Below are 16,696 nucleotides of genomic sequence, written 5' to 3' on the forward strand. Positions count from 1 at the left end.
GCGCCAAATGCATGAGAACCAAGGGAAACCGCCGGTTGCAAGCGTGCTTTCCAACCAGCAGCAGGAATAATCGACTGCGACTATTGCCTAACGCCAAAAGTGTTTTCCTTCACATTTTACCAGTTAAGTAATTGATTTAATGATCAAATATTGCTTTTGATCGTCTCCCGGAAGGTGGGGTTTTACAGCTTGACAGCCCATGGGGTGCTAAGTATGTTGCCCGCGCATTTCCTTGCGACGTTTGAAAGGTTGCCAAAGCGGGGTTCACGACAATGAGCGATGACAAAGATCGCGCTTCATTAGAAGAGCTTGAAAGCAAGCTGGCAGCTGTAGCAGGCAAACGCGAAGAACTGCATAGCCCGAACCGGGCGACTGGCAAACCATCTCAAGGGATGGCGCTTGGCATGAGGATTTCGGCGGAAATGATCGCTGCGGTTCTTGTTGGCTTGCTGATCGGCTGGGCGCTGGACCGGGTGCTTGATACGACGCCTTGGCTGCTTGTTCTGTTCGTTTTGCTCGGAGCAGGTGCCGGAGGCTTGAACGCTTATCGCGTTGCCAAGGGATACGACAGTGCTGTCGGACTTGGTCGTGCGATGGGGGAGCGCAAGCAGGGGAACGGGGAATAACCTCGAACCCTTATAATATTGAGCGAGGATTACGGTGGCTGGACCGCTAGAGCAGTTTGAGATCAGGCCCCTTGCCGAAATGGCGATTGGTGGCGTTGATGTTTCCTTCACCAACTCCGCACTTTGGATGGTGATCGCAGCCGTTCTCGTAACAGGCTTCATGACGCTTTCGATGCGTCGCGGTGCACTTGTTCCGGGACGTTGGCAGGGTGCTGCCGAGGTGATGTACGAATTCGTCGCCAATATGCTCAAAGACAACGTGGGTAGCGCAGGTCGCAAATATTTCCCGTTCGTCTTTACGCTGTTTATGTTTGTTCTGTTCGGGAACCTTCTTGGTATGATCCCGCACAGCTTTACTTTCACGAGCCACATCGCTGTTACCTTTGCGATGGCTCTGGTGATCTTCATCGGTGTGACGATCATCGGCTTCATGCGTCATGGCACGCATTACCTCCGGATGTTCTTCCCGGCTGGTGCGCCGATTGCGACCGCGATCATTCTGGTCCCGATTGAAATCATCTCCTATTTCTCTCGTCCGTTCAGCTTGGCGATCCGACTGTTTGCGAACATGACCGTCGGCCACATCATGCTGAAAGTTATCGGTGGGTTCGTTGGCCTGATCGGCATTCTCGGCGTACTTCCCTTTGCGATGCTGACGGGGATTACTGTTCTGGAGTTCGGCATTGCTGCGCTTCAGGCTTATGTCTACACAATTCTCACCTGCATCTATCTCCATGATGCAATCCACATGCACTAATGTGTGTGGTTTGGTGTGATCTCTTCTGATTGCCTTTAAGAAATTCGAAAGGGTGAAGTTATGGAACTCGATGCTGCTAAGATGATTGGTGCTGGCCTGGCTGCTATTGGCATGATTGGTGCCGGTATCGGTGTTGGTAACATCTGGTCGAGCCTGATTGCGACTGTTGGCCGTAACCCGGCTGCAAAAGGCGACGTTGAACTGTATGGCTGGATCGGCTTTGCTGTTACCGAAGCTATTGCACTGTTCGCACTCGTCGTTGCGCTGATCGTTCTGTTCGGCTAATCGGCGCCTTTTGCGCGAATACACGGCCCGGCGAGGTACCCCCTCGCCGGCGTCGTTGAATTCGGGAGTAGGCTATGCCGCAGTTTGATATTACGACGTTCTCGGAACAGATTTTCTGGCTGTTCGTTATTTTTGGCATTCTGTATTTCCTGATGTCGAAAATTGCACTGCCGAAGGTCGGTGAAGTTCTCGAGCGCCGTCAAAAAAACATCGAAGACAACCTTGGCAAGGCTCGGGCGTTGAAAGACGAAACCGATGCCGCCATCGCGAAATACGAGGCTGCTTTGGCAGAAGCTCGTGACGCCGCTCAGGCTGACATTCGCGAAGCTTCGGAAAAGGCTGCTGCAGAGCAGGCCAAGAAAACCGAAGCACTGGTCAAGAAGCTGTCTAAAAAGACATCTGATGCCGAGAAGGCAATTGCGGATGCTAAAACGGAAGCTTTGACCGGCGTTGCAGAAGCAGCATCGGAAATCGCCCGTGAAGCAACCGAAAAACTTATCGGTGTCAAGGTTCAGGCCAAAACTGCCGACAAGGCTGTTTCGGCAATCGTAGGAGAGTAAGACAATGGCAACCCAAGAGGTTACTTTCCTTACCGACCCTTACACCTGGACCACGCTTTCTTTCGTGTTGGTCGTTGGCTTTGGCGGTTTTAAAGCCGTTAAAGGTATCTCTGCTGCACTCGATAAACGTGCTCAGAAGATCTCTGACGAACTGGACGAAGCTCAGCGTCTTCGCGAAGAAGCTCAAAAGCTTCTGGCCAATTATCAGGCCAAACAGCGTGAAGCCCTGAAGGAAGCTGACGAGATCCGCGCGCATGCCAAGGCAGAAGCCGACCGTATGCTGGAAAGCGCCCAGGCTGAGCTCAAAGCGGCACTCAAACGCCGTGAACAGCAGGCTCTGGATCGTATCTCCAACCTCGAAAGCCAGGCGATTGCTGAAGTTCGTGCACATGTTGCCGAAATCGCAGCAAAAGCTACCACCGCTCTTGTCACTGACAAGGTTTCCGGTGCAAAGGCAGACGAGCTGGTAGACAGCGCGATCGCGGAAATCAAAGGTCGCCTGAACTAAGATTTTCCGTTTATCGGATATCAAAAAAACCCCGTAAGCATCGCTTGCGGGGTTTTTTGTTTGATAGACTTTGGCGGGCGATTGGTTCTAGTGATCGTGTGAGCTTTCCTGCTCATAAAACGCATGACCCACACCGGTATCGACCAATTCCTTGAACGCGGTTTCCAACAGTACCGACGCATTTGATCCGCGCGCAGTCCCGATCCAGATCGCTTCATCCTGCTCAAGTGCGAAATCAGCAATCTGCCAAGTGGTGTATCCAATCTCTTCGGCCATGCGGGCAAAGCCCTGCAGGTTGGTAAGGGCGATGATATCGACCGTGCCACGACCCAATTCGACAATCAGTTGTTCTTCACCTGGAAATGCCTGTCTGCTGATGCGTTTGTCATTGTTAAAGGCAGTGCCGTAATACCCGCGCAAGCGCACCCCAACATGAAGACCAAACAGATCGGCAAGCTCGTTTAAATCGACCGGACGTCTGGTGTCATAAATGAATTGGACCTTCTTGGTGATGTCATTGAATGGTCCATGGTAAAGAACGTAGCCTTCACGCTCTGGCGCGCGATAAAGCCTTGGCAAAACGATATCGCTGCCTTGCTCCAGTGCACCCAGTGAATTGGCCATGGGGCGCACCAGCCAGACCGGCTCAACCCCGGCAATCTCGGCAGCACGGTTAACGATATCGAATAGGGGGCCTGATATGGTGCCGCGATCATCGACAAACATGTCAGGCGGGCGATGGCGGGCGTGGATTTCAACACGCGGGCTTTGTGCCAGCGCATCCGACAGATCAAGGACGACCCAGCTGATCAGACAAATAAAAACCCCAATGGCCCGGTGACCGAAATGGCCAAGCCGCTGAGATGCTTTGCGATCAACTGAGACGTCCAAATATGTCTTCATGTTTGATAGGTTTGCGCATCAGGATCGACTTTCAAGACGCTCAAGCTTTACCGATCGATGAATATTCACGATCGCCCATCGCGATCAGAACCGGTCATGCGGGCTATCAAGATCAAGCTCAGGTCCAATTGGCACAACACCGGACGGGTTCACTGAACTGTGGCTTTGATAGTAGTGCTTCTTGATATGATCCATATGCACTGTGCCCTTCACACCGGGGTGCTGATACAGCGACTTGGTGTAGTTCCACAGATTTGGATATTCATGGAGCATCTTGAGATTGCATTTGAAATGCCCGTGATAGACCGGATCAAACCGCAACAAGGTCGGGAACAGTCGCCAATCAGCTTCGGTGACCTGATCCCCGACAAGGAAGCGCTGCCGGCTTAAACGATCTTCAAGCCAATCTAGCGTCTCAAACAGGGTCGTGACGGCTTCTTCATAGGCGTCCTGACTGGTGGCAAAGCCCGATTTGTAAACGCCGTTATTCACATCGTGATACACGCGTTCATTGACCGCATCTATTTCTGCCCGCAGATGTTCCGGGTAATAGTCACCCTCGGTCGCACCGATACCGTCAAACGCATTGTTGAACATGCGGATGATTTCCGATGATTCGTTGCTTACGATCCGGTTGGTCTTTTTGTCCCACAGGACCGGAACGGTCACACGGCCGGTATAATCAGGTTCTGCGCTGGCATAGACCTGATGCATGAAGTTGTGCCCATGAAGGTCATCAACCAAGCCATCCGCAGCCGAGAATTGCCAACCCCGGTCACCCATATACCAATGCACGACAGAGACCGTGATCATGTCTTCAAGGCCCTTGAGCGCACGGTATATCAGGGTACGGTGCGCCCATGGGCAGGCATAGGAAACATAAAGATGATAACGTCCTGCTTCGGCAGGGAATTCTGCGTCCGGATCATCGGAAAGCCAGTTGCGAAATGACAAATCCTGGCGTTTGAATTTACCGTTACTGTTTTTGGCAAGGAGGGCTTCTGTCTGCCACTCGCCATTTACCAGTTGTCCCATCTTGGTCCTCCATCTTGCGGTTCTGCAGGGCCATTGGCTGCGATCCGCTGATATTTGCTGTTTCCCTTATTCTCGCCATTTCCGCATTGAAGACAATCCGGTCTTGTGACATTTATTTGTTTCCAATTGCGCAACAGTTTCGTTGTGCCGCGATCAGGAGTAGCAAGATGTTGATCGGTAATCTGGATGGCATGACCGTGTTTGCCCGCGTGGTAGAAGAACAAAGCTTCTCCGGGGCAGCCCGAAAGCTTGGGATGTCAAAATCGGCGGTCAGCAAGCATGTGACAAAGCTTGAAGACAGTCTTGGTATCCGGCTTTTAAACCGTACCACACGTCGGCTGAGCCTGACCGATGCGGGATCGACCTTCTATCAGCACTGTGCGCGCGTGGTTGAGGAAATCGAAACAGCCGAACATGCCCTGACCGACTTGCGCGGGACACCGCGCGGCACATTGCGCATTTCCGCCCCGCTGACCTTTGGGCAGATGTATTTGCCGCAACTGGTGACGGAATTCATGGATATGTATCCGGGACTGCATGTTGATATCCATCTGGCCGATCACATGGTTGATCTGGTGGCCGAGGGCATTGATATGGCGGTGCGTATCACCCGGCTTAAGGATTCCAGCCTGATCGCGCGCAAGCTTGCTGACTTCCGCGGGCATGTGGTCGCCGCGCCATCCTATCTTGCCGAACATGGCGAACCGAAAACGCCACAGGAACTGACGCAGCACAAGACGCTGTCCTACACCAACATTGCCAATCCCAATGTTTGGGACTTCGAAGGACCCGAAGGGCACGTGACGGTCCGCGTTGATCCGGTCATGTCATGCAATAATGGTGAATTCACTTCGATCGCTGCGATCCGCGGTCTTGGCATCGCACGCGAGCCTGAATTCATCGTCGCGGAGGCGCTAAATGAAGGCCGCCTTGTCCGCATCCTTCAGGATTACGATCCGCTAAGCAGCGGCGGCATTTACGCGGTTTATCCCGAACGCCGCCACCTTCCGACCAAGGTGCGTGTCTTCATCGACTTCCTGGTGGAAAAGTTCAAAGGCGGGCTGTGCAATTTCCACGAACGCGCGTGTCAGGAATATCGCAACGGATTGGGGCGTCAGCGGCCAAGTCCGTGAGATTGGCGCGCGTCACTTGCTTTCGACGCGCCACCCCATCAGACAGATCGCCCCGATCAGAAGTGCAATGACTGGAAGGGGCAGAAGATTGGTGATGCCGCCAATCACCGTCTTGTAGCTATCGGTTTCGATAAAGCCTGCCCAGTTGCCGCCATGCCAGACACGGTCATCTGGCACATGACGGAAGTCCGGAAGTCCGTCTTCGATCCGACCGATATAGCCATCATTCTCTGCCACCAGTTCGGCCAGAAGTTCTGGCGTGGAATTGGTGTTCTGTGTTTCCGCGGTCAATACATCCCGATCAACATGAAGGGCGGTTTGCTGGCGTCGGTTTTGATCGCGCACACTGACCCGGATCAGGCCACGTTCGGCAATCGGAACTGTCGCCTGCCATGATTGATCAGGCAGTTGTTCAAAGGATGCATTGATCTGCTCGCCGGTTTCCGGATTGATCACGCTGGCAGCTTCCGGGGCCGCCCCGATCTTGCGCCAGTTCAGGATCAGGCTATCACCATCGGGGCTTCTTGCCGTTGTGACGGTGTTTTCATCAAGGGCCGGTTCCTTCATCAGCCAGTGCGACAGACGACGCAGAAGCTCTGCCACCGGGCCACCACCATCATGGCCGCGCTGCCATAGCCACATCTGATCAGAACTTAGCATCGCAACCCGGCCTTCTTCAACTCGTTGCAGGGTCAAAAGCGGCATGTCATCGACCCCGGTCAACAAGGTCATGGCATCGGGATCGGATACGCGCGTTTCAATCTGACGATACCAGCGTCCCCATTTGGGTGGCGTGGTCGGTGATCCGGCAATGGCTGCTGTAACCGGGTGCAGGCGCCCGGCACGGTTAACCTGCGGGGCAAAGGGTTGCTCCACAACCCGGCCGGTAACGGCGGCTGGCATCAGGTCATCAAGGGCGGTGCTGGCAAGCCCGTCCGGTCCGACATATTCCGGGCCAGCGACGACAAGGGCGGCACCACCCCAGCGGACATAATCAACGACCTTTTCCAGATAGTGGGGCGGCAATACACCGCGCATCTGATAGCGGTCAAAAATGATCAGATCGAATTGGCGCAAACGCACTTCAAACAAATCGCGGATCGGGAACGGGATCAGGGCCAGTTCATTGATCGGCGTGTCATCGCCTTTTTCTGGCGGGCGCAGAATGGTGAAATGCACCAGATCCACACCGGGATCAGCGCGCAAAAGGTTACGCCATGCGCGCTCGCCCGGATGGGGTTCACCGGATAACAACAACACACGCAACCGATCACGCACGCCTGTGGTTTCAAGGATCAGGCGGTTATTGGTTTTATCGGTTTCTTCCTCGACATCATCCATTCGCAACTCGGCCAGAACCGATCCGGCATGGGGGACGGGGATGCTGACGCGATGTTGTTCATTGGCGGGCAGGAAAATCTCGTCCTCGGTGCCATCTTCCAAAAGCATCCGGACGGGGATGGGCGTACCCGGCGCCAGATCATGATCAATCGCCTCGATCATAAACTCGGCATCCTTGCCGACAATCCCGTAATCGGCACTTTGGCGGATGACCAAACGCCGGTCGCGTTCATCTCGCTCCCCGCTGATCAGAACATGCAGCGGGGCATCAAGATCAAGATTGGCGGGCACGTCATGGACTTGGCCATCAGTGATCATCATGACACCACCAATACGTTCGCGCGGGATGCCGCCCAGTAGCCGATCAAGCACGGCAAACATGCGGGTATCTGTTTCGCCCGGAACATCTTCAAACCGAAGTTCAACCGATGGATCGTCGGCAAAACGTTCCTTCAGTTCTTCGATGGCAGCGTCGGTTTGCTCGGTGCGTCCGGCAATGCGCTGGCTGCCGGATCTATCGACCAGGACAAGGACAATGTCGCTCAGCTTTTCGCTTTCGCGGTCGGTGAATTGCGGGGCAAGCAGTGCCAATAGAACAAGCACCATCACCACCCCGCGCCAAACAGTGCCGCGCAGGCGGAAAATGGTGAAAAGCACAATGGCCGCCAAGCATAACAGTGCCAATCCTTGCAGGATGGTTATGTCAAGAAGCGGCGATATCTGAAGGTTCTGCCATCCCTGGTTCATCGGCCCAACCTTTCGAGAATGGCGGGAAGATGGACCTGATCACCCTTGTAGCTGCCCGTCAGCGCATACATCACCAGATTGATGCCAAACCGATAGGCCATTTCGCGTTGCCGGGGTGAGATATCCTCAGACCGGATTTCATCGCGGCCTTCGGGAATGATCCAGGCCGATGCCCAATCATTGCCGCCAAACAGAACCGATGCCACCCCATCAAGACGCTGATCAGGCCGTGCATCCAGCCATAGCGGGGCAGAGAACCGACCATAGGCATGATCAAGCAAATAGAAACTGCGAAACAGGATATGATCCCCCGGAGCCCGGTCCAAAAGCGGAACCTCAAGCCCGGCCAAAAGCCGCCGCAAACGGGCGGGCTGCACTTCGCGGTCGCGGCTATCAATCAGGATCATGCCACCGTTATTCAGATACCGGTTCAACCGTTCGCGCGCCCGTTCGGAAAACGGTTCCTGCCCATCAACCAGCGGCCAGTAGATCAGGGGATAAAAGCTAAGCTCGTCCGTTTCCGGATTAACGCCATCCACGGTGTTAAGGTCCGCCGCACTCCGGCGTCGCAATATTTCGGTCAGCCCGGTCATACCTGCCTGACTAAGCCGATCCACCGGGGCATTCCCGGTTTTAAGATAAGCCAGACGCGGTTGAAGGGCGGCTTCCTGAATGGATGCGGCATGACTTGATCCGATTGATCCAAACAGGATGGCGGCACCAAGTCCCGCAACGCCAACAGCAACAAGGATCGATGTGAAGGCATTGCTCCGCCGATTACGTCGAAGCGTCACGTGATGGATCGCAAGCAGGATCAACGCATCACACAGAAGCAGGATCAATGCCCCAAGCAGACATAGGGCCGCCAGATCGATCTGGCTTTGATCCGTGATCTTGCGTGTGCTGATCGCCGATGGCCATGTGATGTTATCGCCAATCTGACCCAGTGACGGCCCAAGGTTAAGCGCAACCGCCTGACCATTTTCCCCATAAATGCCCGGCGGATGGCGCGGATTGGGTGTCGGAAGCGGGGTTCGCACTGGCAGGATCAAGGCATCTGGCTGATGGGCCTGCCCAAATCCGTCAAGGATCGCTTGGGGTGGCAAGCTTGTGCGAAGCTCGGCATCATTGCGGTTGCTGGGGCTGGCAAGCGGCAGAATCTTTTGCCACAGCTCAACAAACAGGCCCGACATCGGAAGGTTTGACCAATCGGCCCACGGTGTCACATGGAACAAGACAACGCGCCCGGCATTGCGTGCCGCACTCGTGATCAGTGGTGTTCCATCTGTCAAACGCGCCCAGGTTTTGCTTAGAATATCGGGATCGGGTTCAGCCAGAAGCTGACGGGTAACGGTGATGTCGCTTGGCACTTCAATGCCATGGAACGGGCTGTTGTCGGGGAAATCAAGTAAACGCTTGGGCTTCTCCCATGACATGGAACCGCCAAAGTCCCGGTTCCCCAAACGAAGTGTTACCGGAAGGAACTCATTGCCGATTTCGGTCGAACTGTCGCCAGCAAACCGGACCAGCATCCCGCCATCATTGACCCAACGTTCCAAGGCTTCGAATTGGCTGCCAAGCCCAGAAATCGGACCGGCCGACACCAGAATGTCGACCTTCTTTTCAAGCAGTCTGCCAAGCGGCTCATAACTGACATCGGCATAGGGCGACAGCGCGCGATCAAGGAAGAAGTATTGGTCAGATAGAACACCGGGGCTATCCCCGAACTGACAATCACACCGACCCGGCGTTGTTGCCAACGCGCACCGGTTTGAAACATCGTCGCGGCACTTTCGATGCCTTCCACACCAACCGACTGAATGGCGTTTGAAATGTCACTGGGCAGGAAAATTGCAACTTCGGTTTGATCGGTGTTGGCGGCAAGTTCGGCGTTATGACGCAACAGTACCGACCCACGTTCGCCGCGCGCCAAAAGGTTGATCATGCGCGGTGTTTCGCTACGATCATGACCAAGGACTGCTACCAGCCCGGTTCGTGACCGTTCAAGGGATTTGATCGCAATCCGGTCGGTTCGGGTCGGTGAAATGACAGTGATTGGGGCAATGTCGGTAAGCTCTGATGCGATCTTGGCCTTGCCAGGACTGTCCATATCCCCGGTCAGCCACAAGATACTGCCGACCATGCTGTTCATTTCCGGATGTTCGGCAATCAGATCAGACAATGCCGTATAATCGGAATTCCAGGGGCGGGGTTGCAGGCGATCAATCAGCGTTTCCGTATCATGTGGGGAAACCGGCCCGACGATCTCTGGAAGCTTCCAGGTCGATGCGCCAGAAGCCTCTGGCGCAGTTTGCGCGATATAGACGGTTTGCAGGTCAAACCGAGCCTGATTGGCGATCTGTTGCAGGGCCTTGCGATATTGCGCCCAGTTTGCCGCGCTTTCCCATCCGTTATCGGCAATGATAAGTACGGCACCACCGTTTTGGGCGAAGTCATTGCTGTTCATAACCGGGCGGGCCGCCGCCACAATCAAAAGCGTCAGGATGATACAGCGCAGAATCGTCTGCCAAATCGGCGCGCGCTGAATATCGCGGCGCTGGCTTTTAAGGCCGCGCAGCAACCGTGCCGCAGGAAAAATCACATTCTTGGGTGCGCGCGGGGCGGACCGGATCAAAAGCCAGACGACCGGCAAAACCATCAGGCCCGCCAGCATGGCCGGATACAGGAATGTGATGGCCGACAGGCTCATGACATTTCTCGCTGGTTATGGCGATGCAGGGTCGGACGGCCGCGGCCGTTTGATCCGCTTTGGTTTTGCCTCTCACTCAGATGTTGATACAGTGCAAGCAAGGTCGGGCTGGCACTTTCTGATGTGACGTGCCGATCATAAAGCCAGTCATTCTGACGTGCCGCATCACGGACTGATGCCCGCCATTTCTGTGCACGCTGTTTGAACCCGTCGCCGATATCTTCAAACTTCTCGCTTCTGAAAATCATCTGATCGTCGGTATCAAACAGATCAACACGCCCGCGAAATGGCGGGGCGATTTCAGCCGGATCAAGGATTTGAACCAGCGCACCGTCATTCTGATATTGGCCAAGCTGCCGGATCGCATTACTGGCCTTATCGGCAAGATCGGAAAATTCCAGAAAGTCACCCAAAAGCAGCACGGATTGTTTGCGACCCGGATGGATAGACGCACCTTGTTCGGCAACGCTTTGCGGGCTTGCCAGCATGGCGTGGGCCAGCTTTTCCAGATGTTCGGCTGAAGTGATGCGCGTGCGTTCCCCATCAAACGTTCCGACCGTTTCGCCATTTCGGATCAAAAGATCGGCGAGCGCGATCGAGATGATCAGGGTCCGTTCGGCCTTGGAGGGCACAGAGCTATCAGATGTCCAATACATGGACGGCGAAAGGATGGGCCAAATCCAATAATTGTGGCTGGCCTGCCATTCGGTTTGCCGGATGAAAGTATGATCACTGCGTGCGGATCTGCGCCAGTCGATCTGATTGGTTGGATCGCCGGGGATGTAGGGTCGAAACTGCCAGAAATCGCTGCCCGGTCCGACCTTGCGGTTACCATGAAGGCCACTCCGCAAACTGATTGCCGTTCTGCGGGACTCATCGATCAGTTGGGGCAGTCGGGCCGCAAGGGCACGGGCGGCGGCGACATGATCATGCACGGCGGTCACGGCCAATTACGGGTTCTCCTGAAGGTGGGCGAGGGCATCGGTAATCAGGCCTTTGGCGGTGTATCCTTCGGCGCGCGCGCCGTAAGTCAGGCCAAAACGATGGCGCAGCACGGGCACAGCCAGTTCTTCGACATCTTCAATTGATGGGGCAAAACGCCCAAACAGCATTGCACGCGCCCGGCAAGCAAGGGAAAGGGCCTGTGCGGCACGTGTACCCGGACCCCATGCAACGTTATCGCGAATATCGGCCATGGATGTGCTTTCCGGGCGACATTCGCGACACAGGGCAATGATGGTATCAAGCACGCGGTCGGGCATCGGGAGACGACGGACAAAATCCTGCGCTTCGACCAGATCATCAGCCTGAAGAACCTGACGTGGACGGGTCGGATAGCGGCCCGTCGTTTCCGTCACGATCTTGCGTTCTTCTTCAGCATTGGGATAGCCAAGGCGTACTTCCAAAAGAAAACGGTCAAGCTGTGCTTCGGGCAGGGGATAGGTGCCTTCTTGCTCCAGCGGGTTCTGGGTTGCCAGAACATGGAACGGTTCGGGAAGCTTGTGGCTGTAACCGGCGACCGATACTTCGCGTTCCTGCATGGCCTGCAGAAGGGCTGATTGGGTGCGCGGGCTGACGCGGTTGATTTCATCGGCCAGAAGCAATTGGCAGAAAACCGGACCTTTGATGAAACGAAATGCGCGTTTGCCATCAGCCCCTTCTTCAAGGACTTCGGAGCCCAGAATGTCGGCAGGCATCAGATCGGGGGTAAACTGAACACGTTTATCAAGAAGCCCCAGCACCTTGCCCAAAGTGTGGGCCAACAGGGATTTGCCAAGGCCCGGTGCACCCACCATCAGAACATGGCCACCGGATAAAATTCCGATAAGTGTTTGCTCTACGGCATCATTCTGCCCAAATATAATGGTGGAAACCATTTTGCGGGCTTCGGCCAGCCGTGCGACACATTCGTCCAGACGGGCTGCGTCGCGTTCCAGACTGCTATCTTGGGAAAACCCCATCTCTTCGGGGAAACGTGGCGCGTTTGTCATGATGCGAAACTTTGCTTCCTTTGTTGCAGTGCGGGCGCTGGCAGGTCGAAAAACGCAGAAGGTTTCACATAAGCATAACGGGAAAACGTCTGGTTCTGGATCAACTTTACAGCATGAATGATAACGAAAAAACTGTCGATCTCGCCGAAAAGTTGTGGTCCCGCCTGCGTGGGCAAAAGCCCGGGAATGGGCGGCATCCACAAATCTGCGGCGATATTCCTATGTCTATAGGTCGGGATGGAACCTGGTTCTATCAAGGTGGTCCTATTGGCCGAATTGAACTGGTGAAGCTTTTTTCTTCCGTACTGCAACGCGACGAGGAAGGTGGCCACTGGCTTGTTACCCCGGCCGAGATGGCAAGGATCGAGGTTGAAGACGTTGCATTCATTGCTGTCGAGATGCAAAACGACGGCGATGGCAAGGATCAAACCATTCGGTTCCGCACCAATATCGATCAATGGGTTGAGCTTGATAAAGACCATCCTTTACGTGTCGAACATGACCCGGAAACGGATGAACCATCACCCTATATCGGGCTGGAACGCGGTCTTGAAGCGCGCCTGAACCGGGCGGTTTTCTATCAGCTGGTTGAACTGGCCGACGAAATTATTGACCCTAAAACCAATATGTTGCGTATCGGTGTCTATAGCCATGGACAGTTTTTTGAAATTGGCCAGATGGAGAACCCCGAATGACGCCAGATGATATCATCGCGGCACTCAAGGCACCCAAAGACGACATTTTGCAGCGCCGTGGCGATCATGCGGTCGACTATCCCGGTTCAAAGTCCCGTGCGCGTGCCTTTGCCGAAGGTGAACTTGTCTCGCGTCCGGCGGCTGTTTTGGTGCCGTTGGTCAAACGCGAAGCCGGTCTTCATGTCATCCTGACGCGCAGGACCGATCATCTAAGCGATCATGCAGGGCAAATCAGTTTCCCTGGTGGCCGTCAGGAAGAAGAAGACGCCACCCTTGAAGAAACCGCCCTTCGCGAAACCGAAGAGGAAATTGGTCTGGCACGGCGTCACATTGATCTGATTGGCCGGATTGATGATTACTACACCGTGACCGGTTATCAGGTCACACCGGTGATTGGTATCGTGACCCCGCCTTTTGATCTTAATCCCGATGATCACGAAGTGGCCGAAGTGTTTGAAGTGCCACTTAGCTTCATCCTCAACCCGAAGAATCAGAAGCTGCAAACCGTGACCTTTGAAGGGGCACGTCGGCGTTACTTTGCCATTCCATACCGGGAATATTACATCTGGGGGGCGACAGCCGGGATGCTTGTGAATTTTAGCGAAGTCGTGCGTGCCAATGCGCCCTCGATGCAACCGTAATCACGATAGTTGGGAACATCATCATGTTGAGACAAATCATTCAGATCGGTCTTCCACTGATACTGCCTTTCGTGATTTATGGGCTTTGGATGAAATGGGCGCGGGCAAAGGCCATCCGCGAAGGCCACGATGTCATCCCGCCCTGGAACAAGGGGCCGTGGCTTTGGTTGTTTGCCGCCGGTGTTGCATTGACCGGGGCAATTCTGATTTTCACCGCATTGGGGACTGGCGCGCCGCCTGATTCCATCTATCATGCGCCGGTATTGCGTGACGGTGTGGTTGAACCCGGCTATTTCGAGCCGAAGGAATAACCAGCCGACCCTGTTTGAATATAGGTCCTTGTCCTAGATGACAGCACTGGAAGTCACCGGAAGATTGCGGCCATACGGGATTATGGTCGCCGATGATACTGCCCGCGTTTTTGATGCAATCAAGCAGCATGGCGGACGCGCGCGCTTTGTCGGTGGAGTGGTCCGTGATGCGTTGCTTAAACGTGATCTTATCGACGTTGATATCGCGTGTGACCTGGCACCCGAAGAAACCCAGACTGCTTTGGAAAAGGCTGGCATCCGGGTGATCCCGACCGGGTTAAAGCATGGCACCGTGACCGCAATTACCGATGCCGGGGCTTATGAAATCACGACGTTGCGTGTTGATGTCCTGACCGATGGTCGTCATGCCGAGGTTGCTTTTACCGACAGCTGGTTGGAAGACGCCAAGCGCCGCGATTTTACCTTTAACGCGATTTATTGCGATCTTGATGGCACGATCTATGACCCGTTTGATGGCGAAAGCGATCTGCGCAATGGCTATGTGCGCTTTATCGGTGTGGCGGAAAATCGCATTGCCGAGGATTTCTTGCGCATTATGCGGTTCTTCCGCTTTCAGGCGTGGTTTGGTCGACCGCCGATTGATCCGGTGGGCGCCGAAGCGTGCCGCAAGGCTGCCTCGGGCCTGATTGATATTTCCGCAGAACGCATCCGTGATGAAATCCTGAAACTGCTTCGGTCAAAAAGCCCGGCCAGCACGGTTGGTGAAATGATCGGCTTTGGCGTTTTGCCGGTGATCTTGCCCCAACTGATCCATACCGATTGCCTGCGCATGATGCAGTGGTTGGACAGCACCGCCCTTGCCGATCCGACAGTCCGTCCTGATCCGCTGCGTCGTTTGGCTGCACTGTTTTCCGCGACAGCGGGCAAAAACGACGACGATCAGGAAGATAACCTTGCCGCAGCCGAACGGTTCGCCCGCGAACTTCGCCTGTCGAACGAAGAAACCGATCGCTTTGCCGTCATGATTGCCCATGCGCCATTAATAGATCCGGCAATGTCATCCGATAACATTCGACGCGATTTGTATCGCATCGGGCCTGATGCATTTCGCGATGCTGTTTTGCTGGCATGGAGCACGCGGGCAGCCACACCGCCGCGCTGTTCGAGCAGTGAAAATGATGCTTGGAAAAGCCTGCTTGATGCGGCGACAAATTGGCAAGTAGTCAAATTGCCGATACAAGGGCGCGATATTCTGGCGGCCGGTTTGGTTCCAGCCGGTCCACGCATTGGCGCGTTGCTAAAGCAGGCGGAAGAATACTGGCTTGAAAATGCTTTTAAGCCAGACCAACACGAATTGATGGAATATGTCACCAACCTGATCAAGGCTGGCGAACAGGAGACGGAATGAGCACGGGCGCAATCGGACATCGGATTTGTTGTTTTGGGGACAGCCTGGTCAATGGCGTGCGCGACGGGGAAAAGGGCGGTTGGCCCATGCGTCTTGGCCGTCGTTTGCTTGACGAGGTCAAACGCGAAGTCACGATCTATAACCTTGGCATCCGTGCAGAAACCACCGAGGGGCTCAAGGCCCGTTGGAAGTTTGAAGCAGATCTTCGCATGGTGCCGGACTTTCCAAGTGTTCTGATGTTCAGCTTTGGCGTGAATGATGCCAACCATGCCGAAGACCGTGGTGAAGAAACCACCATGCGGGTGTCACCGGCAAAGTCCGCCGCCAACGCCGCCGAAATCATCGGCGAAGCATCCAAACTGGCGACCACGATTTGGATTGGGCCGCAGGCGGTGATTGATGGCAGTAAATCCAGTCAGGAAATCAATGAACGCCTTGAAGGCTTAAACCAGATTTATCTGGAAACAGCGCGTGGCTTTGATGTGCCCTATCTTGATCTGTTCAAGGTAACGCTTGGCGACGAAACATGGCAGCGCGCACTGCGTCGTGGCGATGGATATCACCCCGATAAAGCAGGTTATGACCGTCTTGCAGAATTGATCTGGGAATGGGGTGGCTGGAAACGGGCTGTCGGCCTGATCTAGTAGGATCAGGCGTAAAAATCAATCACCTGTCCGCGGCCGCCAGCATTGTTGGCTGATGCGGATTTCGATGATCCCGATGCTTCGTAGCCGACCGGGTCATATTGTTCGATATAGTTTTCCAGAACGGTATCTTGTGTGCCTTCCTTGATGAACCGCTGCTGTTCATTGCGGTCACGCTCAAAGGAACGAATGGCACGTTCGACTTCCTGATCCGATGTCTGGCGGACCTGACTGCCACGCTCAATCACCTGATCTTGTTGCAATTGTCCCTGTTCCGATTGCTGGCGTTGGGCAATCGGGCTGGTTGGACGTACCGGAATGGTATTTTGCAGATCAGAAGTAGATGAGACGTTGGCCATCGACGTGGAATGCTCGTTTGGAATCGCTACGATTGATTTCTTTTGCCGGAATATTACCCGGCGCGTCGATAAAATGAAGCG

General features: G+C 54.7%; 19 protein-coding genes. 11 read left to right on the forward strand and 8 right to left on the reverse strand.

Annotated elements, in window-relative coordinates:
- Positions 1-272: 272 nt before the first annotated feature.
- The 5 genes from ACMZ66_RS19725 to ACMZ66_RS19745 all read left to right on the forward strand — a co-directional run bounded on the left by ACMZ66_RS19725 (position 273) and on the right by ACMZ66_RS19745 (position 2,736).
- Complete coding sequence (locus ACMZ66_RS19725) at positions 273-626, forward strand: AtpZ/AtpI family protein (protein ID WP_416939881.1); 354 nt, start codon at positions 273-275, stop codon at positions 624-626.
- 34 nt (positions 627-660) lie between these two features.
- Entirely contained in the window at positions 661-1,383 is a 723-nt protein-coding gene (locus tag ACMZ66_RS19730) for a F0F1 ATP synthase subunit A (protein ID WP_416939883.1), read from the forward strand.
- Between the two features lie 60 nt (positions 1,384-1,443).
- The gene (locus ACMZ66_RS19735; protein WP_007089066.1) at positions 1,444-1,668 is read left to right on the forward strand and encodes an ATP synthase subunit C family protein; all 225 of its coding nucleotides are present in this window, start codon (positions 1,444-1,446) and stop codon (positions 1,666-1,668) included.
- A 74-nt stretch (positions 1,669-1,742) separates the two neighbouring features.
- Positions 1,743-2,228 carry a hypothetical protein gene (locus ACMZ66_RS19740; protein ID WP_416939885.1) on the forward strand — a complete coding sequence of 162 codons (486 nt, stop codon included), beginning with the start codon at positions 1,743-1,745 and terminating at the stop codon, positions 2,226-2,228.
- Between the two features lie 4 nt (positions 2,229-2,232).
- Positions 2,233-2,736, forward strand: a complete 504-nt coding sequence (locus ACMZ66_RS19745; protein WP_416939887.1) for a F0F1 ATP synthase subunit B — start codon at positions 2,233-2,235, stop codon at positions 2,734-2,736.
- A gap of 87 nt (positions 2,737-2,823) precedes the next feature.
- Here ACMZ66_RS19745 and ACMZ66_RS19750 read toward each other — a convergent pair whose 3' ends face one another.
- Together ACMZ66_RS19750 and ACMZ66_RS19755 are read right to left on the reverse strand one after the other, a co-directional pair.
- Complete coding sequence (locus ACMZ66_RS19750; protein ID WP_416939889.1) at positions 2,824-3,639, reverse strand: substrate-binding periplasmic protein; 816 nt, start codon at positions 3,637-3,639, stop codon at positions 2,824-2,826.
- Positions 3,640-3,723: 84 nt separating this feature from the next.
- Positions 3,724-4,674: a glutathione S-transferase family protein gene (locus ACMZ66_RS19755; protein ID WP_416939891.1), complete on the reverse strand. Its 951-nt coding sequence runs from the start codon at positions 4,672-4,674 to the stop codon at positions 3,724-3,726.
- A 167-nt stretch (positions 4,675-4,841) separates the two neighbouring features.
- On the opposite strand from ACMZ66_RS19755, the gene ACMZ66_RS19760 reads away from it, so the two are divergent.
- Entirely contained in the window at positions 4,842-5,807 is a 966-nt protein-coding gene (locus ACMZ66_RS19760) for a LysR family transcriptional regulator (protein ID WP_416939893.1), read from the forward strand.
- A gap of 12 nt (positions 5,808-5,819) precedes the next feature.
- On the opposite strand, the gene ACMZ66_RS19765 is transcribed toward ACMZ66_RS19760, so the two are convergent.
- From ACMZ66_RS19765 to ACMZ66_RS19785, 5 genes are read right to left on the reverse strand one after another with little or no spacing between them, the layout of a single operon-like run.
- Positions 5,820-7,895 carry a hypothetical protein gene (locus ACMZ66_RS19765; protein WP_416939895.1) on the reverse strand — a complete coding sequence of 692 codons (2,076 nt, stop codon included), beginning with the start codon at positions 7,893-7,895 and terminating at the stop codon, positions 5,820-5,822.
- On the reverse strand, positions 7,892-9,427 hold the full coding sequence (locus ACMZ66_RS19770; protein ID WP_416940010.1) for a DUF4159 domain-containing protein: 1,536 nt from the start codon (positions 9,425-9,427) through the stop codon (positions 7,892-7,894). Before ACMZ66_RS19770 ends, ACMZ66_RS19765 begins: the two co-directional genes overlap by 4 nt.
- The gene (locus tag ACMZ66_RS19775) at positions 9,367-10,605 is read right to left on the reverse strand and encodes a BatA domain-containing protein (protein WP_416939897.1); all 1,239 of its coding nucleotides are present in this window, start codon (positions 10,603-10,605) and stop codon (positions 9,367-9,369) included. Before ACMZ66_RS19775 ends, ACMZ66_RS19770 begins: the two co-directional genes overlap by 61 nt.
- Positions 10,602-11,549, reverse strand: a complete 948-nt coding sequence (locus ACMZ66_RS19780) for a DUF58 domain-containing protein (RefSeq protein WP_416940012.1) — start codon at positions 11,547-11,549, stop codon at positions 10,602-10,604. Before ACMZ66_RS19780 ends, ACMZ66_RS19775 begins: the two co-directional genes overlap by 4 nt.
- 6 nt (positions 11,550-11,555) lie before the next feature.
- On the reverse strand, positions 11,556-12,596 hold the full coding sequence (locus ACMZ66_RS19785) for an AAA family ATPase (protein WP_416939899.1): 1,041 nt from the start codon (positions 12,594-12,596) through the stop codon (positions 11,556-11,558).
- Positions 12,597-12,709: 113 nt separating this feature from the next.
- On the opposite strand from ACMZ66_RS19785, the gene ACMZ66_RS19790 reads away from it, so the two are divergent.
- From ACMZ66_RS19790 to ACMZ66_RS19810, 5 genes are read left to right on the forward strand one after another with little or no spacing between them, the layout of a single operon-like run.
- Positions 12,710-13,291 (forward strand): DUF1285 domain-containing protein, encoded by a 582-nt coding sequence (locus ACMZ66_RS19790; protein ID WP_416939901.1) that lies wholly within the window; start codon positions 12,710-12,712, stop codon positions 13,289-13,291.
- Positions 13,288-13,932 (forward strand): CoA pyrophosphatase, encoded by a 645-nt coding sequence (locus ACMZ66_RS19795; protein WP_416939903.1) that lies wholly within the window; start codon positions 13,288-13,290, stop codon positions 13,930-13,932. Before ACMZ66_RS19790 ends, ACMZ66_RS19795 begins: the two co-directional genes overlap by 4 nt.
- 23 nt (positions 13,933-13,955) lie before the next feature.
- Positions 13,956-14,243, forward strand: a complete 288-nt coding sequence (locus ACMZ66_RS19800) for a hypothetical protein (protein WP_416939905.1) — start codon at positions 13,956-13,958, stop codon at positions 14,241-14,243.
- 37 nt (positions 14,244-14,280) lie between these two features.
- On the forward strand, positions 14,281-15,612 hold the full coding sequence (locus ACMZ66_RS19805; protein WP_416939906.1) for a CCA tRNA nucleotidyltransferase: 1,332 nt from the start codon (positions 14,281-14,283) through the stop codon (positions 15,610-15,612).
- Positions 15,609-16,256, forward strand: a complete 648-nt coding sequence (locus ACMZ66_RS19810; RefSeq protein ID WP_416939908.1) for a GDSL-type esterase/lipase family protein — start codon at positions 15,609-15,611, stop codon at positions 16,254-16,256. Before ACMZ66_RS19805 ends, ACMZ66_RS19810 begins: the two co-directional genes overlap by 4 nt.
- Before the next feature lie 5 nt (positions 16,257-16,261).
- Here ACMZ66_RS19810 and ACMZ66_RS19815 read toward each other — a convergent pair whose 3' ends face one another.
- Entirely contained in the window at positions 16,262-16,615 is a 354-nt protein-coding gene (locus tag ACMZ66_RS19815; RefSeq protein WP_416939909.1) for a hypothetical protein, read from the reverse strand.
- Positions 16,616-16,696: the final 81 nt, after the last annotated feature.

Source organism: Thalassospira sp. (assembly GCF_048059015.1).
Taxonomy (GTDB): domain Bacteria; phylum Pseudomonadota; class Alphaproteobacteria; order Rhodospirillales; family Thalassospiraceae; genus Thalassospira.